At 62.6% G+C, this 22,357-nt stretch carries 22 protein-coding genes; 19 read left to right on the forward strand and 3 right to left on the reverse strand.

Annotation, left to right across the window (positions count from 1 at the left end; translation table 11 throughout):
• Nucleotides 1-5 precede the first annotated feature (5 nt).
• The 7 genes from I3253_RS10305 to I3253_RS10335 all read left to right on the forward strand — a co-directional run bounded on the left by I3253_RS10305 (nucleotide 6) and on the right by I3253_RS10335 (nucleotide 5,688).
• Complete coding sequence (locus I3253_RS10305; protein WP_197917567.1) at nucleotides 6-734, forward strand: hypothetical protein; 729 nt, start codon at nucleotides 6-8, stop codon at nucleotides 732-734.
• Complete coding sequence (locus I3253_RS10310) at nucleotides 727-1,635, forward strand: alpha/beta fold hydrolase (protein WP_197917568.1); 909 nt, start codon at nucleotides 727-729, stop codon at nucleotides 1,633-1,635. Before I3253_RS10305 ends, I3253_RS10310 begins: the two co-directional genes overlap by 8 nt.
• A gap of 138 nt (nucleotides 1,636-1,773) precedes the next feature.
• A complete protein-coding gene (locus I3253_RS10315) occupies nucleotides 1,774-2,763 on the forward strand; it encodes an NAD(P)H-dependent flavin oxidoreductase (RefSeq protein ID WP_197917569.1) in 990 nt (329 codons plus the stop codon).
• On the forward strand, nucleotides 2,760-3,431 hold the full coding sequence (locus tag I3253_RS10320) for a histidine phosphatase family protein (protein ID WP_232237109.1): 672 nt from the start codon (nucleotides 2,760-2,762) through the stop codon (nucleotides 3,429-3,431). Before I3253_RS10315 ends, I3253_RS10320 begins: the two co-directional genes overlap by 4 nt.
• Before the next feature lie 13 nt (nucleotides 3,432-3,444).
• Complete coding sequence (locus tag I3253_RS10325) at nucleotides 3,445-4,470, forward strand: phosphotransferase family protein (RefSeq protein WP_197917570.1); 1,026 nt, start codon at nucleotides 3,445-3,447, stop codon at nucleotides 4,468-4,470.
• On the forward strand, nucleotides 4,463-5,248 hold the full coding sequence (locus I3253_RS10330) for an SDR family NAD(P)-dependent oxidoreductase (protein ID WP_197917571.1): 786 nt from the start codon (nucleotides 4,463-4,465) through the stop codon (nucleotides 5,246-5,248). Before I3253_RS10325 ends, I3253_RS10330 begins: the two co-directional genes overlap by 8 nt.
• A gap of 20 nt (nucleotides 5,249-5,268) precedes the next feature.
• The gene (locus I3253_RS10335) at nucleotides 5,269-5,688 is read left to right on the forward strand and encodes a PaaI family thioesterase (RefSeq protein ID WP_197917572.1); all 420 of its coding nucleotides are present in this window, start codon (nucleotides 5,269-5,271) and stop codon (nucleotides 5,686-5,688) included.
• Between the two features lie 60 nt (nucleotides 5,689-5,748).
• Here I3253_RS10335 and I3253_RS10340 read toward each other — a convergent pair whose 3' ends face one another.
• Nucleotides 5,749-7,140, reverse strand: a complete 1,392-nt coding sequence (locus I3253_RS10340; protein WP_197917573.1) for an aminotransferase class V-fold PLP-dependent enzyme — start codon at nucleotides 7,138-7,140, stop codon at nucleotides 5,749-5,751.
• Nucleotides 7,141-7,253: 113 nt separating this feature from the next.
• Between I3253_RS10340 and I3253_RS10345 the strand changes: the two genes are divergently transcribed.
• A complete protein-coding gene (locus tag I3253_RS10345) occupies nucleotides 7,254-7,721 on the forward strand; it encodes an Lrp/AsnC family transcriptional regulator (RefSeq protein WP_197917574.1) in 468 nt (155 codons plus the stop codon).
• A gap of 70 nt (nucleotides 7,722-7,791) precedes the next feature.
• Here I3253_RS10345 and I3253_RS10350 read toward each other — a convergent pair whose 3' ends face one another.
• Nucleotides 7,792-8,730 (reverse strand): alpha/beta hydrolase, encoded by a 939-nt coding sequence (locus I3253_RS10350; RefSeq protein WP_197917575.1) that lies wholly within the window; start codon nucleotides 8,728-8,730, stop codon nucleotides 7,792-7,794.
• A gap of 161 nt (nucleotides 8,731-8,891) precedes the next feature.
• Here I3253_RS10350 and I3253_RS10355 point away from each other — a divergent pair, with 161 nt between their 5' ends.
• The 10 genes from I3253_RS10355 (at nucleotide 8,892) to I3253_RS10400 (ending at nucleotide 18,462) form a co-directional block, all read left to right on the forward strand.
• Nucleotides 8,892-9,224 (forward strand): ArsR/SmtB family transcription factor, encoded by a 333-nt coding sequence (locus tag I3253_RS10355; protein WP_197917576.1) that lies wholly within the window; start codon nucleotides 8,892-8,894, stop codon nucleotides 9,222-9,224.
• A 102-nt stretch (nucleotides 9,225-9,326) separates the two neighbouring features.
• The gene (gene arsB / locus I3253_RS10360) at nucleotides 9,327-10,379 is read left to right on the forward strand and encodes an ACR3 family arsenite efflux transporter (protein ID WP_197917577.1); all 1,053 of its coding nucleotides are present in this window, start codon (nucleotides 9,327-9,329) and stop codon (nucleotides 10,377-10,379) included.
• Nucleotides 10,380-10,392: 13 nt separating this feature from the next.
• Nucleotides 10,393-11,403, forward strand: a complete 1,011-nt coding sequence (locus I3253_RS10365; protein ID WP_197917578.1) for an ArsJ-associated glyceraldehyde-3-phosphate dehydrogenase — start codon at nucleotides 10,393-10,395, stop codon at nucleotides 11,401-11,403.
• A gap of 66 nt (nucleotides 11,404-11,469) precedes the next feature.
• Complete coding sequence (gene arsJ, locus I3253_RS10370) at nucleotides 11,470-12,714, forward strand: organoarsenical effux MFS transporter ArsJ (RefSeq protein ID WP_197917579.1); 1,245 nt, start codon at nucleotides 11,470-11,472, stop codon at nucleotides 12,712-12,714.
• Between the two features lie 82 nt (nucleotides 12,715-12,796).
• A complete protein-coding gene (locus I3253_RS10375; protein ID WP_232272139.1) occupies nucleotides 12,797-12,997 on the forward strand; it encodes a hypothetical protein in 201 nt (66 codons plus the stop codon).
• A gap of 32 nt (nucleotides 12,998-13,029) precedes the next feature.
• Nucleotides 13,030-14,829: a translation elongation factor 4 gene (gene lepA, locus I3253_RS10380; protein WP_197917581.1), complete on the forward strand. Its 1,800-nt coding sequence runs from the start codon at nucleotides 13,030-13,032 to the stop codon at nucleotides 14,827-14,829.
• A 798-nt stretch (nucleotides 14,830-15,627) separates the two neighbouring features.
• Complete coding sequence (locus I3253_RS10385) at nucleotides 15,628-16,020, forward strand: rhodanese-like domain-containing protein (protein WP_197917582.1); 393 nt, start codon at nucleotides 15,628-15,630, stop codon at nucleotides 16,018-16,020.
• A gap of 174 nt (nucleotides 16,021-16,194) precedes the next feature.
• Entirely contained in the window at nucleotides 16,195-16,464 is a 270-nt protein-coding gene (locus I3253_RS10390; RefSeq protein ID WP_197917583.1) for a phosphopantetheine-binding protein, read from the forward strand.
• Complete coding sequence (locus tag I3253_RS20710) at nucleotides 16,461-17,669, forward strand: beta-ketoacyl-[acyl-carrier-protein] synthase family protein (RefSeq protein ID WP_197917584.1); 1,209 nt, start codon at nucleotides 16,461-16,463, stop codon at nucleotides 17,667-17,669. The genes I3253_RS10390 and I3253_RS20710 overlap by 4 nt, the downstream gene beginning before the upstream one ends.
• Nucleotides 17,662-18,462 carry a MaoC family dehydratase gene (locus tag I3253_RS10400; RefSeq protein ID WP_197917585.1) on the forward strand — a complete coding sequence of 267 codons (801 nt, stop codon included), beginning with the start codon at nucleotides 17,662-17,664 and terminating at the stop codon, nucleotides 18,460-18,462. The genes I3253_RS20710 and I3253_RS10400 overlap by 8 nt, the downstream gene beginning before the upstream one ends.
• A 6-nt stretch (nucleotides 18,463-18,468) precedes the next feature.
• Here I3253_RS10400 and I3253_RS10405 read toward each other — a convergent pair whose 3' ends face one another.
• Nucleotides 18,469-18,846 (reverse strand): DUF3307 domain-containing protein, encoded by a 378-nt coding sequence (locus I3253_RS10405; RefSeq protein WP_197917586.1) that lies wholly within the window; start codon nucleotides 18,844-18,846, stop codon nucleotides 18,469-18,471.
• A 229-nt stretch (nucleotides 18,847-19,075) separates the two neighbouring features.
• Between I3253_RS10405 and I3253_RS10410 the strand changes: the two genes are divergently transcribed.
• Nucleotides 19,076-22,087 carry a cyclic nucleotide-binding domain-containing protein gene (locus I3253_RS10410; RefSeq protein ID WP_197917587.1) on the forward strand — a complete coding sequence of 1,004 codons (3,012 nt, stop codon included), beginning with the start codon at nucleotides 19,076-19,078 and terminating at the stop codon, nucleotides 22,085-22,087.
• Nucleotides 22,088-22,357 lie beyond the last annotated feature (270 nt).

Consider the following 22,357-nt stretch of genomic DNA (forward strand, 5'->3'; position numbering starts at 1 on the left):
AACAGATGAAACCGAACTATCCGATACTGGCGATTGCCACCGCCGCGCAAGCGGCGTTTGCGGTGGCGATGTGGCTGTGGCTGGTGGAAGCGCGCCCCCAGAATGTGGTCAATCAGTTCTGGGGGCATTTCGGGCCGGCATCTCTTTTGGTGTTGCTTGGAATGGTCGCCCTGATCGAGCGTGGCGGGCCGGTGGCGATGGGCACCAAGGAGGCGTGGCTGGCGATCGCGGGGGGCGGCATCTATATCCTTGCCGACACGTTCATCATGCATCCGCCCTGGGGTGTGTTCGACGGGGCGGGCAAGGCCGAGCAGGAACATGTGACGATCATGGCCATGGTCTTGATGCTGGGGGTGTCCGCGCTGGCCATGTTGCGCAAATTCGGGGACCGGGCGCATCTGTCGGTGCATTTCGCGGTGGCGGTCCTGGTGGTGTCGATGGTGTTCCTCAGCCACATGCAGCCCACCATGGCCGGAACCTCGGTGCACAGTGCGACCGTTGTGTTCCTGGTGTTGTGCGCCGCCCTGCGCGTTCTGCGGCGGACGTTCGAATATGGTATCGCGCTGATCGTGACCGGCTGGATATTTTACAGTTCGCAAATGGGTTTTGCGGGTTTCGTGCAGATGAAAGGCTACAGCCCCGGCGCCTGGATCGCGCTTTGGGCCATGTTCGGCTTTGCCTCGGCCACGATCTTCACGCTGCTGGCGCCGCCGCTGACAGACGAAGATGACTGACCCGCTGCGCCAGGAATGGCTGGATATCGACGGTCAGACCTTTGCCGCGATCTGCGCCGGAAATCCGGAGGCCCCCTTGCTGCTGTGCCTGCACGGGTTCCCCGAATATTCCGGCGCTTTCGAAGAGCTGATACCGCTGCTGGCAGACCGGTTCCATGTCGTGGCCCCGGATCAGCGCGGCTATGGCCGCTCCTGGAAACCGCAGGAGATTGCCGCCTACGCCATGCCAAACCTGGTGCGGGATGCGGGTGCGATGATCGCCCGTTTCGGGCAGGGCAATCCGGCGGCGGCGGTGATCGGGCATGACTGGGGCGCGGCGGTGGCCTATGCGCTGGCATTTCGCAATCCCGGCCTCGTATCCCGGCTGGTGGTGGTCAATGGCGTGCATCCCGCGCCGTTTCAGCGCGCGCTGGCCGCCGGGGGCGCGCAAAGCGTGGCCAGCCAGTATATCGACTGGCTGCGCGCCGACGGATCCGAACGGGCTCTGGTGGAAAACGACCACGCCCGCATGTTCCGGATCTTTTCCGAACATATGGACATGTCCTGGATGACCCCGGCGCGACGCGCCCGTTACCGAAATGCCTGGGGCGACATGAAAGGTGTACGCGGCATGGTCAACTGGTACCGGGCCTCGGCGCTGAAACTGGCCAGACCGGGCGCGCCGCTGCCGAAGGCAGCCTTGCCGCGGCTGGACCCGGAGGCGTTGCGCGTGCACATGCCCCACCTGGTGATCTGGGGCGAGAACGACACCGCGCTGCTGCCCGAGGCGCGCGACGGGTTGCACGAATATTGCGACGATTTTCGCGGCGTCGTCACGGTACCGGGCGCCGACCACTGGGTGCTGCACCAGAAACCACAGGACGTGGCCCGGCACCTTCTCGCCTTTCTGGAAACGTCCTGATCTTCATTTTGCCAAAAAATACTCGCGCCGCAGGCATCCCGACCCACCGCCGCAAAATGACGTTGTGTCGTTTGCCCCACGTTCCGTCTTGCTGTGCCGGACGAGCGCCTTATCGTGGCCCCGACAGGAGGAACACATATGCCCGGAGACAGTCATCTGCCCAAGGCACTGCGGGGATTGCGTATCCCGGCGGTTGCCTCGCCGCTTTTCATCATCTCGGTGCCCGAACTGGTTATTGCGCAATGCAAGGCCGGGATCGTGGGCAGCTTTCCGGCGCTGAACGCGCGCGAGGCGGAGGGCGAGCCGCCGCTGCTGGACGCCTGGCTGACACAGATCCGCGAAGAGCTGGACCGTCACAACCAGGCCAACCCCGACCATCCCGCCGCGCCCTATGCGGTCAACCAGATCGTACATCGCTCCAACACCCGGCTGGAGCGCGACATCGAGCTGTGCCACAAACACGAGGTGCCGATCTGGATCACCTCGTTGGGGGCGCGGGTCGAGGTGAACGAGGCGGCGCATGATTGCGGTGGCATCGCGCTGCATGACATCATCAACAACCGCTTTGCGAAAAAGGCCATCGAAAAAGGCGCCGACGGGCTGATCGCGGTGGCCGCCGGGGCCGGGGGCCATGCCGGGCCGCAATCGCCGCTGGCGCTGATATCGGAAATCCGCGAATGGTTTGACGGGCCGCTGTTGCTGTCCGGCTCCATTGGCACCGGTGACGCGCTTCTGGCCGCGCTGGCGATGGGGGCCGATCTGGGCTATATCGGCTCGCCCTTCATCGCCACGCAAGAGGCCAACGCCTTGCAGGGCTACAAGGACATGATCGTGAACAGCGGCGCGGATGATATTGTCTATTCCTCGCTCTTTACCGGTGTGTCGGGCAACTACCTGCGTGGCTCGATCCAGAATGCCGGGATGGACCCGGACAACCTGCCAGAGGGTGATCTCAAGACGATGAATTTTGGCGATACCCGGGAAAAACCCAAAGCCTGGAAGACGATCTGGGGGTCTGGGCAGGGGATCGGCGCGGTCAAGGACGTGCTGCCGGTGGCCGCCCTGGTGGACCGGTTCGAGCGGGAATTCGAAGGCGCATGGGCACGGTTGCGGGAACGCCTGGAATGAGCGCGATGTTTCACCTGGTGCGCCATGCGCAGGCCAGCTTTGGCGCGGCGGATTACGACAATCTGTCGGATCTGGGGCAGCGTCAATCCGAGGCGCTGGGCGCGGCGCTCAAGGCGCAGGGTGTGGTGCCGGATGCGGTGTTCATCGGCGCGCAGCGCCGCCACCGCCAGACCTGGGAGGGTATGGAGCGCGCGTTGCAGACCGGGCTGGACCCGGTTGTTCTGCCGGGGTGGAACGAGTTTGATTTCGGCGGATTGCTGGAGGCGCGATTTGCCGGGCGGGACGACCGGCCCGCCGACCTGCACACGGATCGAAAGACGCATTTCCGCATCCTGCGCGATACCGTTCTGGAATGGCAGCGGGACGAGATTGCCAACCCGCCGGAAAGCTTCGGGGCGTTCACCGCCCGTGTGCGCGCCGCGCGGGACGCGATTGCCGAAAGCGAGGCCAGGCAACCGATTGCGGTGAGTTCGGGGGGCGCGATCGGGCGCACCATGGCGGATGTGCTGGGCGCCCCGGCGCAGCAGATGATACTGTTGCAATTACAGGTCAAGAACTGCGCCGTGGCGCGGTTCGTGATGGCGCGGGGCCAGACCTGGCTGCACGGGTTCAACGAGACCCCGCATATCAATGGCGCCAACCAGCAGGACATGCTGACCTATAGCTGAGGGGAGACAGCGCATGGAGACCGGCACTTTGGACACCGGGGCCGTCGCGGGCTGGCTGAGCGCCAATCTGCCGGGGTTTCAGGGCCCGCTTGAGGCCACCAAGATCGCGGGCGGGCAATCCAACCCGACCTTTCTGCTTGCCACGCCGGCGCGCAACTACGTGCTGCGCCGCAAGCCGCCGGGGGTGCTTTTGAAATCCGCCCACGCGGTGGACCGCGAGTTCCGCGTGCAAAAGGCACTGGCCGCCAGCGCCGTGCCGGTGGCCGGGATGCATGTCCTGTGCGAGGATGATGACGTGATCGGATCGGCGTTTTACGTGATGGATCACGTGGACGGGCGCCAGTTCGACGACCCGCGCCTGCCGGATCTTGACCCTGCGGCGCGGGGGCGGGTGTTTGACGAGATGAACCGGGTGTTGGCGGCGGTGCATTCGGTGAATATCGCGGCGGTGGGCCTTTCGGACTATGGCCCTGAGGGCAATTATTACGCGCGCCAGATCTCGCGCTGGACCAAGCAATACCGCGCGTCGGAAACCGAAACCGTGGCGGACATGGATGCGCTGATCGACTGGCTTGCGGCCAACATGCCGCCCGACGATGGCTGGCGCACGCTGGTGCATGGCGATTTCCGCATCGACAACATGCTGTTTGCGAAGGACAGTGAAACGGTGCTGGCGATGCTGGATTGGGAATTGTCGACCATTGGCCACCCTTTTGCCGATCTGGCCTCGGTCATCATGCAGTGGCAGATGCCGCCGGGCAACGAGGGGCGCGGGCTGGCCGGGGTGGACCGGGAGAGCCTTGGCATTCCGTCGGATCAGGCGTTCATTGCGGCCTATTGCAGGCGCATGGGTCTGCCGGGGATTGACCGGTTCGGGTTTTACCTGGCTTTCTGTTTCTTCCGTATGGGCGCGATCATCCAGGGGGTGTTGAAACGCGCGCTGGACGGGAACGCCTCGGACCCGGACCGCGCGATGCGGCTGGGCGCGTTCGTGCCGCGTTTTGCACAGGCCGGGCTGGAGGCGGCGAAACATGGATAAACGCTATGGGGACAAGGTGGTGATGATCACCGGGGCGGCCAGCGGTTTTGGCGCGCTGGCGGCGCGGAAATTCGCGGACGAGGGCGCAAGGCTGGGCTTGTCGGATGTCAATGGCGACGGGTTGGCCGAGGTGGCCGGCGGGCTGCGGGCTGAAGGTGTGGAGGTGGTGTCGGACGTGGTGGATGTCTCTGACGAGGCGCAGGTTGCGGCCCATGTGGGGCGGATCGCCGAAACCTTTGGCACCGTGCATGTGGCGCTGAACAATGCGGGCATCGGCCATGACGTGGCGCCGTTGCAGTTTCTCACCACCGGCGATTTCGACCGGATGATGAATGTCAACGTCAAGGGCGTGTTTCTGGGCATGAAATACCAGATCCCGCTGATGCAGCAGCACGGACAGGGGGCGATTTTGAACGTGGCCTCGGCGGCGGGGCTTGTGGGGGCGGGGCATCTGTCGCTTTATGCGGCGGCCAAACATGCGGTGGTGGGCATCACCAGGGCCGCGGCGGATGAGAACGCGACACGCGGCATCCGCGTGAACGCGATCTGCCCGTCCTTTTCGGCCACGCCGATGGTGGAAGACATGGCCGATCAGGTGGGGGGGCGGGCCGGGTTGAGCCGCGCGCAGGCCTTTGCCCATATCGCCAGCCGCGTGCCGATGGCCCGGGTCAGCGCCCCGGAAGAGGTGGTGCAGGCAATGTTGTGGATCTGTGCGCCCGAAAATTCCTTTATGACCGGACAGGCGATTGCCATTGATGGCGGGTTGACGGCGGTGTGAGGAAGGCGCAGGCAAAGAGCATGACACGAGCCCCCCTGGATCCCGCGCTGGACGAGGATCCCTATGCGCTGCAAAAGCATCTCGGCTTTCGGCTGACCCATTGGGATGCGGATTACGCCCGGCTGGAATTGCCGATCGAGCATTTCCTGATGAACCGCGCCGGCATTCCCCATGGCGGCATCTACGCGACGCTGCTGGATACGGTGATGGGGTATGCCGGGTGTTACACCGGCGATCCCGGGCACAAGAAGCTGGCGCTGACGCTGTCGCTGACCACCAGTTTCCTGTCCCGCCCCAGGGGGCATGTGCTGATCGCCGAGGGGCAGCGCGTGGGCGGCGGGGCCAGCACCTTCTTTGCCGAAAGCACGGTGAGCGATGAAACGGGCGAAATCATCGCGCGCGGGTCCGGGGCGTTCAAGTACCGCAAGACGCGACTGTAAGCGCCGCGCGCCGGAACAGGGGCCGGGCGCCGGGATGGCGCGGATGGCCCGGCGGCGCGGTCAGGCCGCCCTGGCCACCCATCCCTTTGCCAGATCAGCAACCGCGTTCAGGATGGTATCAACGGTTTCGTCCTGCATCAGGACCGAGAGGTTGAGCCGCACGAATCCCGGCTTGCTGGCGCCCGGTCCGCTTAGGATGTCGGTGCGAATCTCGGCGGATCTGGCATCGTCGATCCCGAGAAGCGTATGGACATACGGCCCCGCGCAGGCGCAGCCGCCGCGCGCCTGGATGCCGTAACGATCCGAGAGGGCGCGGGTAAAGGCGTTGTGATCGATGCGTTGGCCGTTGTCGTCCAGCGGCACGAAGGACAGAATCGGGAGCCTGTCCGCGCGCTTTGGTGCCAGCAGGCGGATATTGGGATGATTCTGCCACGCCGCAAGGGCGCGCGCGGAAAGATCGGCATTGCGGGTGTCGAAATGTTCCTGCCCGATCACGTCCTTGGCGATCAGGGCAAGGGCGGCGCGGATATCGCCGATCACATTGGGGGTGCCGCCTTCTTCGCGCAGTTCGAGCTGGGGCAGGTAATCATGCTGGTGGGCATTGACGAAGGCGACGGTGCCGCCGCCGGGGCGGTAGGGCGTTGACGCCAGGGCCGTGTCGCGGCGCAGGATCAGCACGCCGCTGGCGCCGGGGCCACCGATGAATTTGTGCCCGGAAAACACCAGCGCGTCGATCTGGGCGTCCGCGGCCGGGGTCATGTGCATTTTCAGATAGGGGCCACCGCCCGCGTAATCCCAGATCATGCGGGCGCCGTGGTTCTTGACCAGGCGCGTCACCGCCGCCACGTCGGTGCAGACGCCGGTGACATTGGCGGCGGCGCTCATGGCGACAATCACCGGGCCGGTGGCGCCGTGGGTTTCCAGAGCCTGTGCCAGCGCGGCCATGTCCGGCCCCGGCCGCGTGCCCTCGGGGATCTCGATCACGCGGGCGCCGCTTTCGCGCCATGGCAACAGGTTGGAATGGTGTTCGTAGGGGCCGACAAGCACGGTGGTGCCGGGGCCGGCCTGCATCAGGTGCACCAGATGGTTCAGCCCCGCCGTGGCGCCCGATCCGGCAAAGATCACGGCGTGATCGTCCCTGCGGGCGCCACACAGACGCGCGATCACACCGCGCGCCTGTTCGCGCAGGGCGGTGGTGTGGGCGCCGCAGAAGGAATCTTCGGTGTGGCTGTTGGCGTAATAGGGGAGCACTTCGGACAGGACAAAATCCTCGACCTGGCGCAGGGCGCGGCCCGAGGCGACGTAATCGGCATAGATCAGGGGTTTTTCGCCATAAGGCGTGGTGATCGTGGTGTCGGCGCCGATGAGCCCGGCGTAAAGGGCGCCGCGCGGATCCGGTCCGGCGTTCAGTTTGGATGCGAAACGGTCGAATGCGGAAACGGTCTGAGACATGCGGCGCCCTTTTGGTTGCGTGAGTGGTGTGCGGGCAGGATAGAGGGGTGCGCCTGGGAAGAGTTCCCCTATTTGATATTGAAAATTGCCAAAAGTTAGTTCATATGATCGAGATGGGCATCAAAATTGACAATATTGATCGAAAGATACTGGATCTGTTGCAACGCGACGCCGCTTTGTCGCAGCGGGGAATCGCCGAGAAGGTGGGGTTGTCGCAGAACGCGTTGTGGCGGCGGCTGAAGCGGCTGGAAGAGGGCGGCGTGCTGCGGGGCGCCCGGATGGCGATCGATGGGCGCGCTCTGGGGCTGGATCTGACGGTCTTCGTGATGGTGCGCACGCGCAATCATTCGATGGAGTGGGCCGAGGGGTTTCGCACCCATGTGGCGCGTATTCCCCAGGTGGTGGAAATGCACCGGATCGGCGGGGATTGGGATTACATGCTGAAAATCGTCACCCGTGGCATGGGCGGGTATGACGCGGTTTACCGACGGCTGACCACCGGGTTCGAGCTGGACACGGTGACGGGTTTTTTCTCGATGGAGACAATGCTGGACGACCGGCCGCTGGACGTTTCCGGGTGAGATGGGGGCGCTGCCCCCGTCGCCTGGCGGCGACTCCCCCGGAGTATTTTTGGCAAAATGAAGGTGCGGGTCACGGGGGGGTGGTGTCGGCGACCCGGGTAATGAAGGCAACGCAGTCCCTGGGCGCGGTGAGCGGGATCATGTGGCCGTGGCCGGGCAGGAGCTGCATGGGCAGGCCGAATTGCGCCATGGGTGTGCCGTGGTGGGCGGGGGACAGGATTGCGTCCCCGGCGGCAAAAAGAACGCCGCCGGGGGTGTGCAGATCGGTTGCATAGCGTGCGGTCAGGGCGCCGACATCGGCGCGGGTTTCCATCAGGTCGGCAGAGGCTGAGATGAAGGTTTCGGGGCGAAAGGCGAGCAGGCCGCCGCCCTTTGTGTGGAAGTCCGGGGGCACCGGGTCGGGGGCGAATATTTCTCGCAGCATCCGTGTGCGGGTGAGCCGGGTTGCGGGGACCACCAGCGTATGCGCGAGACAGCGGCGCAGCAGTGGCAGGCGCAGTTGCAGCGGGCGGAAGACATCCGGTGTTGCGGATTGCGGCTGGGTTGCCGGGCTGAGCAGTGCCAGCGCGCGGGCGCCTTGCGGGCGGGCCAGTGCCATGGCCAGCGCAACCGCGCCGCCCAGCGAGTGACCCACGAGGATGGGGCGGGTGACGCCGCGTGCGTCCAGGAAGTCCCACAGCATGGCCGCCTGGGTTTCCAGATGCGCCGCGCGGTCAGTGTTGCGCGTGGAATAGCCGCTGCCCGGGCGATCGGGTGCGATGACGTGAAAGCGGTCCGCCAGCAGGGGCAGCATGGCGTAGGTGAAGTGATGCAGGTTGCCGGCCAGCCCGTGGATCAGCACCAAGGTGGGGGCGTCCGGGGGGCCGGATTCGACGAAGTGGATGTTGCCGCCGGGGACCGCCTGGAAGGCGCCGGGCGGGGGCAGCGCGGCCATGGCCTGGCGGGACAGGATGCGGGTCCACAGCGCACAGGCCGCGAGAAAGGCGAGGAGGGCGAGAAACAGGGTCATGCGGGCCTTTTTGATATCGCGGGTCATCACGCCGGGGCTGGGCGGCTTTGTCAAGCCGGGAGCATGGCGTCGGTGCCCTCATCATGGTGTTACAAAATCTTCACCATAAGGGGTGCGGGAATCGCTTGCTGGCGAAGATATAATTCAATAGTTCATGAAGTATGGATAAATCGGATGCCCTGACCGCCTTTGCCGCCCTGAGCCAGCCGACCCGGCTGGACGTGTTTCGCCTGTTGATCACGCGCGGCGACGCGGGCATGGCGGCGGGCGAGATCGCCCGGGCGCTGGAGGTGCGTCAGAACACGCTGTCGGCCAACCTGTCGGTGTTGTTGACCGCCGGGCTGGTGCGCAACCGGCGCGAGGGGCGCGCGATCCGCTATTTTGCCAATACCGACGGGGTGAAGGGGTTGCTGGGGTTCTTGTTGCAGGATTGCTGTGGCGGGCAACCGGAACTGTGTCAGCCGTTGATCCGCGATCTGACCGGTTCTTGCTGAGGGAGGTTTCTTGATGACGAACAGAAGCGAATGCGCCAGTTTCACGGGCGAATGCGAACCAGGTGGCGGGGCAGGGCGGCCCGGTGGCGCAGGGGGGCTGTCATGAGCGATCAGGCGGTATTGGCCGACGCGGGGCTGGGCAGGTTCGAGCGGCTGTTGTCGGTGTGGGTGGCGCTGGCGATCGGGGCCGGGTTGGTGTTGGGCAGCCTGTTTGAGGGGGTGTTTTCGACGCTGGCGGGGCTGGAAGTGGCCTCGGTCAACCTGCCGGTGGCGGTTCTGATCTGGGCGATGGTCTATCCGATGATGGTGGGGGTGGATTTTGCGTCGCTGGCGCGCATCGGAGAGAGGCCCAGGGGGCTGGTGATCACGCTGGCGGTAAACTGGCTGATCAAGCCCTTTACCATGGCGGCGCTGGGGGTGCTGTTTTTCGAGATCGTCTTTGCCGGGCTGATTGCGCCCGAGGACGCGCAATCCTATCTGGCGGGGGTCATCCTTTTGGGGGCGGCGCCCTGTACGGCGATGGTGTTGGTCTGGTCGAACCTGACACGGGGCGATCCGACCTATACTTTGGTGCAGGTCAGTCTGAATGACGTGATCATGGTGTTTGCCTTTGCGCCGATCGTGGCCTTCTTGTTGGGTGTGACAGATATCGTGGTGCCCTGGAAGACGCTGATCCTTTCGGTGGTTCTGTATGTGCTGTTGCCGTTGCTGGCGGGGCTTGTCACGCGCACCCGTCTGGTTCGGCAGGGTGGTCAGGGCGCCGTGGATGGTTTCAAGGCGCGGCTGGCGCCGTTTTCGATCACCGGCCTGTTGGTGACGGTGGTTCTGTTGTTCGGTTTTCAGGCGCAGGTGATTCTGGGCCAGCCGCTGGTGATCGGATTGATCGCGGTGCCGCTGTTGATCCAGTCCTACGGCATTTTCTTCATCGCCTACGGGTGGGCGCGGCTGTGGAAGGTGCCGTTCAACGTGGCGGCCCCCTGTGCGATGATCGGCACGTCGAATTTCTTTGAGCTGGCGGTGGCGGTGGCGATCTCTCTTTTCGGGCTGGGATCGGGCGCGGCGCTGGCCACGGTGGTGGGGGTGCTGGTGGAAGTGCCGGTGATGCTCTCGCTTGTTGCATTTGCCAACCGCACGCGCGGCTGGTTTCCGAACTGAAAAGGACACGGATATGACCAAAATCGCCATCAACGGGCTTGGCCGCATCGGCAAGCTGGCGCTTCGCAGTTTTTTCGATCTTGGGATCGATGCCGAGATCGTGTTGCTGAATGACGGTCAGGGCGATCCCGAGCTTCATGCGCATTTGTTGGAATTCGACACGGTGCATGGGCGCTGGCGTGCGGATTTCGCCTTTGATGACACCAGCATTTCGGTGGATGGGCAGAAGATGCGGTTCACCTCGACCCGCGATCTGGCGGCGTTGCCCTTGCGGGAACTGGGCGTGGATCTGGTGGTGGATTGCACCGGGGCGTTCAAGACCAATGCCCGGTTGCAGCCCTATTTCGACCAGGGGGTGAAGAAGGTGGTGGTGTCGGCCCCGGTCAAGGAGGCGGATGTGGCCAATATCGTTTATGGCGTGAACGACGATGTGTATGACCCGGAGGCGCACCGGGTGGTTACGGCGGCCTCCTGCACCACCAATTGCATCGCCCCGGTGGTCAAGGTGATCAACGAGGCGCTGGGCATCGAGCAGGCGTCCTTCACGACGATCCATGATGTGACCAACACCCAGGTGATTGCGGACCGGGTGCACAAGGATGCGCGCCGGGCACGTTCGGCGCTGAATTCGCTGATCCCGACAACCACCGGGTCGGCCAAGGCGATCATTCAGATATTCCCGGAACTGGAAGGACGGATCGACGGCCATGCGGTGCGGGTGCCGCTGTTGAATGCGTCGCTGACGGATATCGTGTTCGATGTGAGGCGCGATACCACGACGCAGGAGGTGAACGCGTTGTTCGAAGTGGCGGCGCAGGGGCCGCTGGAGGGAATTCTGGGCTATGAAACGCGCCCGCTGGTGAGTTGTGATTTCACCAATGACGACCGCTCGACCATCGTGGATGCGCTGTCGACGCGGGTGATCAACCGGCGCCATGTCAAGGTCTATGCCTGGTATGACAATGAATGGGGCTATGCTTGGCGGCTGGCCGATATCACCCGTATGGTTCTGGCCACTTTGTAGCCTATTGCGCGGCGACGGAATTTTCGAAGATTCCGCCCCGAATTCTTCAGGAAAAATTCGCACCCCATGACCGATACCGCCAAGCCCGAGGGCCTTGCCGCCTATGCCACAGTGACCGCCGCCTACTGGGCTTTCATGCTCACGGACGGGGCGTTGCGGATGTTGGTTTTGCTGCATTTCCATGCGTTGGGGTTTTCGCCGGTGCAGCTGGCCTATCTGTTCGTGCTTTACGAGGTGATGGGGGTCGTCACCAACCTGTCGGCGGGATGGGTGGCGGCGCGGTTCGGGCTGACCTTTACGCTTTATGCAGGGCTGGGGTTGCAGATCGTGGCGCTGGTGGCGCTGGCGCAGCTTGATCCGGCGTGGAGCCTGACCGGATCGGTGATTTTCGTGATGATCGTGCAGGGGCTGTCCGGCGTGGCCAAGGATCTGGCCAAGATGTCGGCCAAATCGGCGGTCAAGGTGCTGGCCCCGGAAGGCGCGGGCACATTGTTCAGGTGGGTCGCGGTGCTGACCGGGTCAAAGAACGCGGTCAAGGGGCTGGGCTTTTTGCTGGGGGCGGTGCTGTTGGCGGCCTGGGGGTTTGAGGCTTCGATCTGGGTGATGGCGGTGGTTCTGGCCGTCATCCTGGGGGGTGTTGTGATTTTCATGCCGGCCGGCCTGCCGCAGGGCAGGAAAACGGCCAGGTTCTCGCATGTCTTTTCCAAGGATCGCAACATCAACCGGCTGAGCCTTGCGCGCATGTTCCTGTTTGGCGCGCGCGACGTGTGGTTCGTGGTGGGCATCCCGATCTATTTCTACGCGGTCCTGTCGGATGGGAGCGAGGCGGGCAACCGGGCGGCGTTTTTCCTGATCGGCAGTTTCATGGCCCTCTGGATCATTCTTTACGGTTTTGTGCAGGGCATCGCGCCTCGGCTGTTGAACGGCGCCGCCAGCACAACGGCGCAGATCGTGCGCAAGGCGGTGGTCTGGTGTGCGGCGCTGACGCTGATCCCGTTGGCATTGGCGGGGGCGGTCTGGCTGGAGCTGCCCTATCTGACCGCCATTGTGATCGTGGGGCTGCTGGTTTTCGGGTTTGTCTTTGCGGTGAATTCGTCGGTGCATTCCTATCTGATTCTGGCCTTTACATCGGGCGAACGGGTGACGATGGATGTGGGGTTCTACTATATGTCCAACGCCGCCGGACGGTTGGCCGGGACAGTTTTGTCGGGGCTGAGTTATCAGGTTGGTGGCTTGCCGCTGTGTCTGTTCACCGCGGCGCTCATGGCTGGCGCGTCTACCCTGGCGGCGAACCGGTTGCGCGCGGGATGACCGGGCCGAACGTGGCACAGGTGACTGTCCCGGAAGATGCGGGGGCGCGGCGGAGCGCAGCAGATTTCTGAATCGCGGTGACATGGCGGCCCGCGCGGTTCATGTGGTTCGTCAGGGGACACAGGCCCTGGCCAAAATGGCCCGATCCGGTGTCATTGGCGCGCGGCTGGCGCGGCCGATGTGGCTTGAGGCGGTTGAGCGCAAACCGGAGACCGACCGTCAGGTGCCAATGCATCTGTTTGAAAAGATCAATCAGATGTCTCCGGTGCCGGATGCCCATTGACCAAACCCGCTTTTCACCGCATATGCGCTTGCATGACAGAGCTCTCGAAAATCCGCAATTTCTCTATCGTCGCCCATATCGACCACGGGAAATCCACCCTTGCCGACCGTCTTATTCAAGAGACCGGGACGGTGCAGGATCGTGACATGAAGGAACAGCTGCTTGACAGCATGGATATCGAGCGCGAGCGGGGCATCACGATCAAGGCCAACACGGTGCGCATCGACTACAGGGCGGACGATGGGGAAACCTATGTGCTGAACCTGATCGACACACCCGGCCATGTGGATTTTGCCTATGAAGTGTCGCGTTCGATGCGCGCGGTCGAAGGCTCGCTTCTGGTGGTGGACTCGACCCAGGGGGTTGAGGCGCAGACATTGGCCAATGTTTATCAGGCGATTGATGCGGATCACGACATCGTGCCCGTGCTGAACAAGATCGACCTGCCCGCATCCGATTGCGATCGTGTCGCTGAACAGATCGAGGATGTGATCGGCATCGACGCGTCCGGCGCGATTCAGGTTTCGGCCAAGACGGGGCAGGGTATCCACGAAACGCTGGAGGCGATCGTGCGCGAGTTGCCTGCGCCCAAGGGGGAGCGGGATGCGCCGCTCAAGGCGATGCTGGTGGATAGCTGGTACGATGCCTATCTGGGCGTGATCGTTTTGGTACGGATCATGGACGGCACGCTGAAAAAGGGGATGCGCGTCAAGTTCATGTCGAACGGCACGTTGCATCATGTGGACAGGATTGGCGTGTTCCGCCCGGCCATGCAGGTGATTGACGAACTGGGACCGGGCGAGATCGGGTTTCTCACCGCGTCGATCAAGCAAGTGCGCGATACCCGCGTCGGGGACACGATCACCAATGACCGCAATGGTTGTGACAAGGCGCTGCCGGGCTTCAAGCCAGCGCAGCCCGTAGTGTTCTGTGGTCTGTTTCCGGTGGATTCGGCCGAGTTTGAAGACCTGCGCGATGCTATCGACAAGCTGGCGCTGAACGACGCGTCCTTCAGTTTTGAAATGGAAACCTCGGCGGCGCTGGGTTTTGGCTTTCGCTGCGGGTTTCTGGGCCTGCTGCACCTGGAAGTGATCCGTGACCGGATCGAGCGCGAGTATGATATCGAGCTGATCACAACCGCGCCAAGCGTGATCTATCACGTCTACATGAAAGACGGCGAAAAGATCGAGCTGCACAACCCGGCCGACATGCCCGACATGTCCAAGGTGGATCACCTGGAAGAGCCGCGTATCAAGGCGACGATTCTGGTGCCGGATGATTATCTGGGCGACGTTCTGAAGCTGTGTCAGGACCGTCGTGGCATCCAATTGGACCTGACCTATGCCGGCAGCCGCGCGATGGTGGTCTATGACCTGCCGCTGAACGAAGTGGTGTTCGATTTCTATGACCGTCTGAAATCCGTGACCAAGGGCTATGCGTCGTTCGACTATCAGATGGAAGGCTATCGCGAAGATCATCTTGTGAAGATGTCGATCCTTGTGAATGACGAGCCAGTCGACGCGCTTTCGACCATGGTGCACCGCGACCGGGCCGAACAGCGCGGGCGGGCAATGTGCGAGAAGCTGAAAGACCTGATCCCGCGACATATGTTCAAGATACCGATCCAGGCGGCGATTGGCGGCAAGGTGATCGCGCGCGAGACACTGTCGGCGCTGCGCAAGGACGTGACGGCGAAGTGTTACGGCGGAGATGCCACGCGCAAACGCAAACTTCTGGACAAGCAGAAGGCCGGCAAGAAGAAGATGCGCCAGTTCGGCAAGGTGGATATCCCGCAGGAGGCGTTTATCTCTGCGCTGAAGATGGATTCCTGATTCGAAGGAAGGGTCGTGGCTTGCACTGCACCGCGCGGACCCGGCCTTGATCGCGTACCGGGGCAGGGATTTCGAGCGTTTGGCGGCTTTGGCAGGTTATCCTTGTGCAACCATCTTGCACCCTTATCGATTTTTGCCTTATCCACAAAAAATCCACACACTATTCCAATAACTTACCCCCAAGAAATATCATGGGGGCGCCAATTTTCCCTTGCCCGACTCACGCCGTTTCCCGCAGCCTTTCCCTAACGCAAGGGGTTCTTGTCGAACCTGGAGCGGGACGCGACGGTCTTTCGGGGTTGGAGCGGGGACGGGCGGAAACGTTTCGGAACCGCGATGAAGGCGCCGGGACGCTGGCCGAAATGCCCGGTATTTCTTGAGGCGTGTGCCGAAGGAGAGACCCGGAGGCGGGAAGGCGGCGAAAAAGCCATCGTGTGGGCCGGACGGTTCGGGGCAACCCGGAACGGACGGTAGGGGGGACCAGATGCATCGGCCCGGTGTCGGCGCGGACGGATCCCGCAAGCGACGGTCGCCGGACATGTGCCGGAGCACCGGAGCAAACCGAATGGGTGTTTCCGCAAGGAAGCTCGTTCATTGAAAGGTGTCAGGACAGTTGGCCGGAGATACGTCTGGTGGCCGGGTTCTGGCGCCTTTCTTTTCCATGCCCGGCGGGCGCTTGCGGGGCCACGCAGGTGGCGCGGCCAGCAAACCCGTGACAGGGATAAAGCAGGGGCTTTCCAAATCCATCTTTCCCGGCTTAACCTGCGCCCGAACGACGTACGCACAGGAGAAAGATACATGCCCCTTACCGCAGCCAAGATGCTGGAGGCGGCACATGCCGTCGTGCCGAAAATCGCAACCGAGGATGCCCGGACCAAGATGGCCGAAGGCGCCCTGCTTCTGGACATTCGGGACGCGCCCGAGCTTCAGTTGAACGGCCGCGCGGAGGGCAGCCACCATATTCCGCGCGGAATGCTGGAGTTTCGTGCCGATCCGAACACCCCGTTTCACGACCCGGAACTGCGTTTTGACCGCCCGGTGATCCTGCATTGCGCCAGCGGCGGGCGGGCCGCTCTGGCGGGCAAGCTGCTAAAGGACATGGGCTATGAGGAAGTGTACAACCTGGGTGGGCTCAAGGACTGGGCCGAGGCGGGCGGTCCGGTGTCCGAACCGGTGGACCAGGGCATGTAGCCGTGTCGGAGCGGCATGATTTGCGCGTGCCTGCAAGGTGCGCGCGGTCGCTGACCTGTGGCTCCGTGGCGTCAAGTTCCGGCTGGAAACTTGGTACGATGCCCAATAAACTTGTGCCCGAACCTTTTGCGACATAAGGGTTCGGGAAATTGATCGAATGTTGGAAGGACCGAAATGAGTACGGATCGCGGGACGCTGACCCAGGAGTTGCTGGACCTGGTTGCCGATGAAGGCATGGTGGAAGTGTCTGAAATAGCGCCGGAGAAGCGTCTGGAGGATCTGGATATTCAATCGGCCGATTTCGTCATGATTCTGATGGCGATTGAAGAGAAATACAATGTCTACATTTCTGTGGACAATGAATTGAGTGATGTGGAAACCGTTCAGGACCTGCTGAACCTTGTGATCGGCAAGATCGAACAAGAGCAGGCAGCCCAGGCGTGACCAAGGTTGTCATTACCGGCATGGGCGCCGTATCCGCCTGCGGGATCGGCGCCGAAGCGCTGATGCAAGCCACGCAGATCGGGCAGAGCGGCGTTCGCGGGGTGTTGTTCTCCGAGATCGAGAACCAGCGGGTAATGACGGCTGCGGCTTTGGAGCCCGGGATCAAGGAACAGATTAACACGGATCTGGGCCATCGCATGCGCGAACCGGTGGCGAACTATGCGCTTGTGGCTGCACGCGAGGCCGTGGCGCAGGCTGGCCTGGGACCGGAAGACTTTGGCGACCGATGCGCCGTGTCGATCGGATCGGGCTTTGGCGGGGCGCAGACGGTGAACACGAACTATATCAAGTTCGGCGCCGAGGGCAGCATGCGGCTTGATCCCATGGCGGTGCCCAAGATCATGAACAATGCGGCGGCCAGTTGGGTGTCGATGGAGTTTGGGGCGACCGGGCCGGCCTATTGCCTGGCAACCGCCTGCTCGTCGGCCAGTCAGTCGATCGGGTTGGGGTACCATCTGGTGCGCTCTGGCGCGGTGGACCGTTGTCTGGCAGGGGGCGCCGAAGCCTGTCTGGAAGGCGGTGTGTTCCGCGTTTGGGAATTGCTGCGGGTGATGACAGCGGACAAGAACCGCCCGTTTTCCAAGGATCGCAATGGCATGACGCTGGGCGAAGGCGCGGGTGTTTTCGTTCTGGAAAGCGAAGAGAGCGCAAGGGCGCGCGGAGCGGAGATTCTGTGCGAACTGACGGGCTACGGTACCAACTCGGACGCCGGCGATCTGTTGCGGCCCAACCCGATGCGCGCCGCCGCCTGCATGTCTCTGGCGCTGGAGGACGCGGGGCTTGAGCCCTCGGATATCGGCTATGTGAATGCGCATGGCACCGGAACGGTTGCCAATGACGTGAACGAGGTAATTGCGCTGCGCGAGGTCTTTGGCGAGACCCTGCAAGGTGTGGAAGTATCGTCGACCAAGCCGGTGCATGGTCATGCGCTGGGGGCGGCCGGTGCCTTGGAACTGGTGGTATGTATCGGCGCCTTGCGGGAGCAGTCGGCGCCGCCGACGATCAATTTCAACGAGATTGATCCCAAGATCGGTCTGGACCCGGTCAGCAATTGCGCCCGCCCGCTGACGACAAGAGCCGTAATGTCGAACTCGCTGGCCTTTGGCGGTATCAACGCAACGCTGATCCTGAAGTCGCATGGCTGACACCGACTTGGGTGTTGTGCTGCCTGGCGTCGCCCTGACCGATGCGGCGACCTGCGCCCGGCTTGGCGCTGTTCTGGCGCAGTTTGCGGGGGTGGCGGAAATGCCCGCCGAGCCGTTGATCGCGCCGGCCATGTTGCTGGGCCGACCCCAGATCGCCGCCGCGACACGGGCCATGACGCCGCCGGACGGCATGGGGGTGGTCCATGAATCGCAGATGTTTCGCCGTGCCGATCCATTGCAAATGGCGGGCGTGGCCGATGTGACGATCCGGGCCCGGATCCGCCCGCCCTCTGTGGTGTTTGATTTCGAATTGGGTGCCGGGGCGCAGGCGCAGATGCAGACCCGGCTGCGGTTTGTCACACCACAGGAGATGGCGGCGCTGCGCGGGACGCGTTTTTCGGACCGGTTCACGACCGGCGACACAGTATGGCGCGCGTCCATGCCCATCACGGCGCAGGCGGTCGCACAGTATCTGGCGCTGTCCCATGATCCCAATCCGATCCACACCAGTGATGGGGCGGCGCGCGCTGTCGGCCTGTCGGGTGCGGTGGTGCCGGGCATGATGCTTTGCGGTCTGGCCGAAGCGGTCTTGTGCGACGTTCATCCCGGGCGCTGGGTGCGTGAAATGAAAACCCGGTTCATGGCCGCGGTTCCGGTGGGGCAGGCGGTGCGGTTGGCCATTGTGCCAAGGCAGCGTGACGCGGATGGCGCCCTTGTCATGGCACGGATTTTCGCGGTGATGCCGGGCGACGTGATCGCCGCCATCATGGATGTCCGGACCGAGGGTGGCTGAGGCCGCTCAGGCGACCCAGACCCAGACCATGGCGATATATGTCAGCTGATGCAGCGCCTGATCCGTGCCCATCGCATACCAGTATAATGGCTGCTCGGGGGTAAGTTTCTTGTCCACGGAATAGCGGGCCTTGCCCCAATCGATGTGGAAGTGAACGATGAATTCCGCCACGACGATCCAGAAAATGAACAACAGTGATGTGCCGAACAGGGCAAAGCAGATCGCGGTCAGGAAGACATGAATACCCGCGTGCATGGCGCGCCCCATGTGCCAGTATTTTTCGCGCCCCTGGATCATCTTGGCGTTCTGTAGAAAGAAATCGGCCACCAGATGCTTGATCTGCAATGCCGCGAAAAGCAGCAAGATAGTGGTGTACTGGATCATGGGCCGCGGCCTTTTCCTACTCCTGTCGGAGTCAGCCTAGCGCCAGTCGGTGACAATCGCAAACCCGCGCTTGGGCCGCCGACAAGAAAGCGTTTGTGTTGGGCGGTGTTACCTTGCTAGCATCCGGAAACGACGGACAGGAAGCAGGCCGCGTGATGGCGGCTGGGGAGTTCAAGGCATAGAACCGACGCTCTTTTCCTTTATTTGGAAGTTCTCGAAACGGGACCAGATGGTGCTTCTGGTGCTGACGGCCTGTCTTTTCCCGCTGCAATATCTGACGCTGGAACTGCCCAAGCGGATCATCAACGACGCCATCGACGCCGAAGAGAACATCATCGATGTCTTCGGTTACGAGTTCAATCAGGAGACCTTCCTGATCGTGCTGAGTGTTCTGTTCCTGGTGTCCGTTCTGGGGCACGGGTTGATGAAGATGCGGATCAACACGATGAAAGGTGTCGTGTCCGAACGCATGTTGCGACGGTTCCGCTATACGCTCGTCGGCCAGATCACGCGCTTTCCCCAGCCCTATCTGCGGCGCACCTCTCAGGGCGAGCTGGTGGCGATGATCACCGCAGAATCCGAGCCGATGGGCGGCATGATGGGCGATGCGATCAGCCTTCCGGTGATGCAGGCCGGGCAGATGATCACGATCCTGTCGTTCCTGTTTTTGCAAAGCTTCTGGTTCGGGATGGCGGCGATCGCGTTGATCCCGGTGCAGGCCTGGCTGATCCCCAAGCTGCAACGTCAGATCAACCTGCACAACAAGGACCGTATCCAGGAAGTGCGTAAACTGGCGGCCGAGATCGGGGAAACGGCGACCGGCGCGCCGGACCTTCGCGTCAATGGCGGCTGGCGCTATCGTCAGTCGCGGATCACGCGGCGGCTGGGCACGTTGTTCCTGATCCGGCTGACAATCTATCGCAAGAAATTCTTCATGAAGTTTCTCAATAACTTCATCACCCAGTTGACGCCGTTCTTCTTTTACCTGGTTGGCGGTCTTCTGGTGATCCGCGGCCAGGTATCCCTTGGGGCGCTGGTGGCGGCACTGGCGGCCTACAAGGACTTGTCGAGCCCCTGGAAGGAGCTTTTGGATTACTACAACCGGGTGGCGGACCTGTCGCTGCGGTGGACGCTGATCAGCGACCGATTCACGCCGCCGGGGATGATCGACGAGAAGTTGTTCGGCGAAGAACCTGACGAGGTGCCGCATTTGAGCGGCGGCATCGTGATGCGGGATGTCTATGTGCGCGACCATGACGGGGACACGGTTCTGGAAAACATCTCGGTCAAGCTGCCGAAAGGGTCGGTTGTGGCCATCAAGTCGACCGATTCCGAAGAACGGCGCGCCGTTGCGGAACTGTTCACGCGCGAGATTCAGCCTGTGGGCGGGTATATCGAGATTGGCGATGTGCGGCTGTCGGACGTGCCGCAGCGGGTGATCGCGACACGGATTGGCTATGCCGATCCGGCGCCTTACGTGTTTGAAGGCACGTTCGGCCATAACGTGCTGATGCCTTTCAAGCGCCGCCCGATGGCCGATCTGCCCGACCCGGAGGGCGAAGCCGAGGAAGAGAAACGCGCCTATGAGAGCGAGCGTACCGGCAACAGCCTGGACCGTTTCTATTCCGATTGGGTGGATCCGGGCCTGGCGGGCATGTCCAGTGAGGAAGAAGTCTATGCCTGGTGGCTGGAACTGATGGATGCAACCGGTGCTGGAAACGTGCTGTTCCGCCGTGGGCTGGATCAGGCATTCCAGGAGGCCGATCATCCCGAACTGGCCGAGGTGCTGGTCGAGATACGCCCGCGGATCAGAAAGAAGCTGGCCGAGGCTGATCTGGACAAGGCCTATTACCGCTTTGATCCGGCGCAATACAATCCGGCGCTGCCGGTTGCCGCGAACCTGTTCTTTGCCACGCCGCGCAAGCCGATCGAGGAAACCAGCCCTGATGCGATCAGCGACTTTCTTGATCTGCTGCACGATCTGGGACTTGAGGACGGAATCCTGCGGATGTCGCAGGAAGTGATCGAGATGCTGAACCAGACTTTCGGGGTGGATGGTACAGATCACCCGTTGTTTCGGCAGTTGGGTCTGAACCCGGATGTGTTTACCAACAAGGTGGCGCTGGTGGAGAAAAGCCGCCAGGTTGGCCTGAAGGCGATGGCCCGCGAAGATCTGGTCCAGATGCTGGCACTGCCTTTCGAGGTTTCGGCCGAACGTATCGGGCCGGGCTTTGGCGACGAGCTGAAGGCCTCGATCCTGGATTTGCGGCACAAACAAACAGAGAAACTGGCCGAATGGCTGGTGGTGCATTTCGCACCGCTGGACGAGGGCAAGTTTGCCCCCGGTCTGAGCGTTCTGGAAAACGCCATTTACGGCAAGCTTTCGGCCTCGGCCGGGCCGCGTGGCGAGGCCATCCGCGATATCGTGGCCGAAACCCTGCGTGATGCGGGGGTAAAACAGCAGGTGGCGGAATTGCTTTATGCTGTGCCGTCGGGCATCGCGGGGGCCGGGCTGCCAGCGGCGTTCCTGGAACCCCTGGCAATCAGCCGGGCCGCGATCAAGAAACCGGATGTGTTGATCCTGAACCGTTGCCTGGCCAACTACGACGAGGATCAGCGGCAGGGCATCGTGGAAAACCTGCGCGCGCTTCTGCCGGAGACGACACATATATATCTGGAAGAAGTGTTCGAGGACACGGACGCCTTTGATATCGTCCTGGAACTGGAGCATGGCCGCCTGAAGGATGGCGAGGCCGCAGAATACGAAGAAACCGACAATGCCGCCAGCGCGGACCTGCGCCGAAAGATGCGGGCACTGGTTTCCACCGATATGTTCGCCGGCCTGTCGCGCCGCCAGTTGCGGCTTCTGGCATTCGGGGCGCAATGGCATCAGGCCCGGGCCGGGGAGTACCTGTTCCATATGGGGGACGATCCGTCGGACGGGGCCTATCTGATCCTTGAGGGAGAGGCCGGCCTGGGCTTTGCCGACGGGCAGGGGAACAGCCACCTGGTTGCGGTGGCCGGACCGGGCACGCTGGTTGGGGAGCTGGCGCTGATCCGCAAGGAAAAACGCGCGCTGGATATGTACGCCAAGACCGATCTCGACATGTTGCGCCTTGGCGAATCCGAATTCATGGCGGTGGTTGAAAACGACGCATCGACCGCATTCCGAATCCTTCAGGCAGTTGCAGGCTATGTCGGCGCCCCCAAACAGGCCGGATCAGACGCCGAAGAGACGTGACTCCTCCCGAATCCGATGGAATCGGCGGCTGTGACAGAGGGTTTTTCACCCGCACCCCCCGGTGAGTCGGAGAATATCGGCAGAAACCGACTATCCGGTCCTGCCACACGTCAATTTTTTCAGCACAGAAGTGCCGTTTTATTGAGAAAAAACGCGATCTGGCGATTTTTTTCCAGAAACTTCAAAAAACCCCTTGCGGGTTTATTGGAGTAACCGTAAATACCCCTTCACCGGCGGCGCTGAGGCGCGGTTGGGACGCCAGACGGAGCG

It is taken from the genome of Thiosulfatihalobacter marinus, from assembly GCF_016019955.1.
GTDB classification, from domain to species: Bacteria; Pseudomonadota; Alphaproteobacteria; order Rhodobacterales; family Rhodobacteraceae; genus Shimia; species Shimia marinus_A.

What these genes read in the sequence shown, in the direction of transcription:
- I3253_RS10305 (WP_197917567.1), top strand. Translation starts at nt 6, where the DNA reads ATGAAACCGAACTATCCGATACTGGCGATTGCCACCGCCGCGCAAGCG.
- I3253_RS10310 (WP_197917568.1), top strand. Translation starts at nt 727, where the DNA reads ATGACTGACCCGCTGCGCCAGGAATGGCTGGATATCGACGGTCAGACC.
- I3253_RS10315 (WP_197917569.1), top strand. Translation starts at nt 1,774, where the DNA reads ATGCCCGGAGACAGTCATCTGCCCAAGGCACTGCGGGGATTGCGTATC.
- I3253_RS10320 (WP_232237109.1), top strand. Translation starts at nt 2,760, where the DNA reads ATGAGCGCGATGTTTCACCTGGTGCGCCATGCGCAGGCCAGCTTTGGC.
- I3253_RS10325 (WP_197917570.1), top strand. Translation starts at nt 3,445, where the DNA reads ATGGAGACCGGCACTTTGGACACCGGGGCCGTCGCGGGCTGGCTGAGC.
- I3253_RS10330 (WP_197917571.1), top strand. Translation starts at nt 4,463, where the DNA reads ATGGATAAACGCTATGGGGACAAGGTGGTGATGATCACCGGGGCGGCC.
- I3253_RS10335 (WP_197917572.1), top strand. Translation starts at nt 5,269, where the DNA reads ATGACACGAGCCCCCCTGGATCCCGCGCTGGACGAGGATCCCTATGCG.
- I3253_RS10340 (WP_197917573.1), bottom strand. Translation starts at nt 7,140, where the DNA reads ATGTCTCAGACCGTTTCCGCATTCGACCGTTTCGCATCCAAACTGAAC.
- I3253_RS10345 (WP_197917574.1), top strand. Translation starts at nt 7,254, where the DNA reads ATGGGCATCAAAATTGACAATATTGATCGAAAGATACTGGATCTGTTG.
- I3253_RS10350 (WP_197917575.1), bottom strand. Translation starts at nt 8,730, where the DNA reads ATGACCCTGTTTCTCGCCCTCCTCGCCTTTCTCGCGGCCTGTGCGCTG.
- I3253_RS10355 (WP_197917576.1), top strand. Translation starts at nt 8,892, where the DNA reads ATGGATAAATCGGATGCCCTGACCGCCTTTGCCGCCCTGAGCCAGCCG.
- arsB (WP_197917577.1), top strand. Translation starts at nt 9,327, where the DNA reads ATGAGCGATCAGGCGGTATTGGCCGACGCGGGGCTGGGCAGGTTCGAG.
- I3253_RS10365 (WP_197917578.1), top strand. Translation starts at nt 10,393, where the DNA reads ATGACCAAAATCGCCATCAACGGGCTTGGCCGCATCGGCAAGCTGGCG.
- arsJ (WP_197917579.1), top strand. Translation starts at nt 11,470, where the DNA reads ATGACCGATACCGCCAAGCCCGAGGGCCTTGCCGCCTATGCCACAGTG.
- I3253_RS10375 (WP_232272139.1), top strand. Translation starts at nt 12,797, where the DNA reads ATGGCGGCCCGCGCGGTTCATGTGGTTCGTCAGGGGACACAGGCCCTG.
- lepA (WP_197917581.1), top strand. Translation starts at nt 13,030, where the DNA reads ATGACAGAGCTCTCGAAAATCCGCAATTTCTCTATCGTCGCCCATATC.
- I3253_RS10385 (WP_197917582.1), top strand. Translation starts at nt 15,628, where the DNA reads ATGCCCCTTACCGCAGCCAAGATGCTGGAGGCGGCACATGCCGTCGTG.
- I3253_RS10390 (WP_197917583.1), top strand. Translation starts at nt 16,195, where the DNA reads ATGAGTACGGATCGCGGGACGCTGACCCAGGAGTTGCTGGACCTGGTT.
- I3253_RS10400 (WP_197917585.1), top strand. Translation starts at nt 17,662, where the DNA reads ATGGCTGACACCGACTTGGGTGTTGTGCTGCCTGGCGTCGCCCTGACC.
- I3253_RS10405 (WP_197917586.1), bottom strand. Translation starts at nt 18,846, where the DNA reads ATGATCCAGTACACCACTATCTTGCTGCTTTTCGCGGCATTGCAGATC.
- I3253_RS10410 (WP_197917587.1), top strand. Translation starts at nt 19,076, where the DNA reads ATGGTGCTTCTGGTGCTGACGGCCTGTCTTTTCCCGCTGCAATATCTG.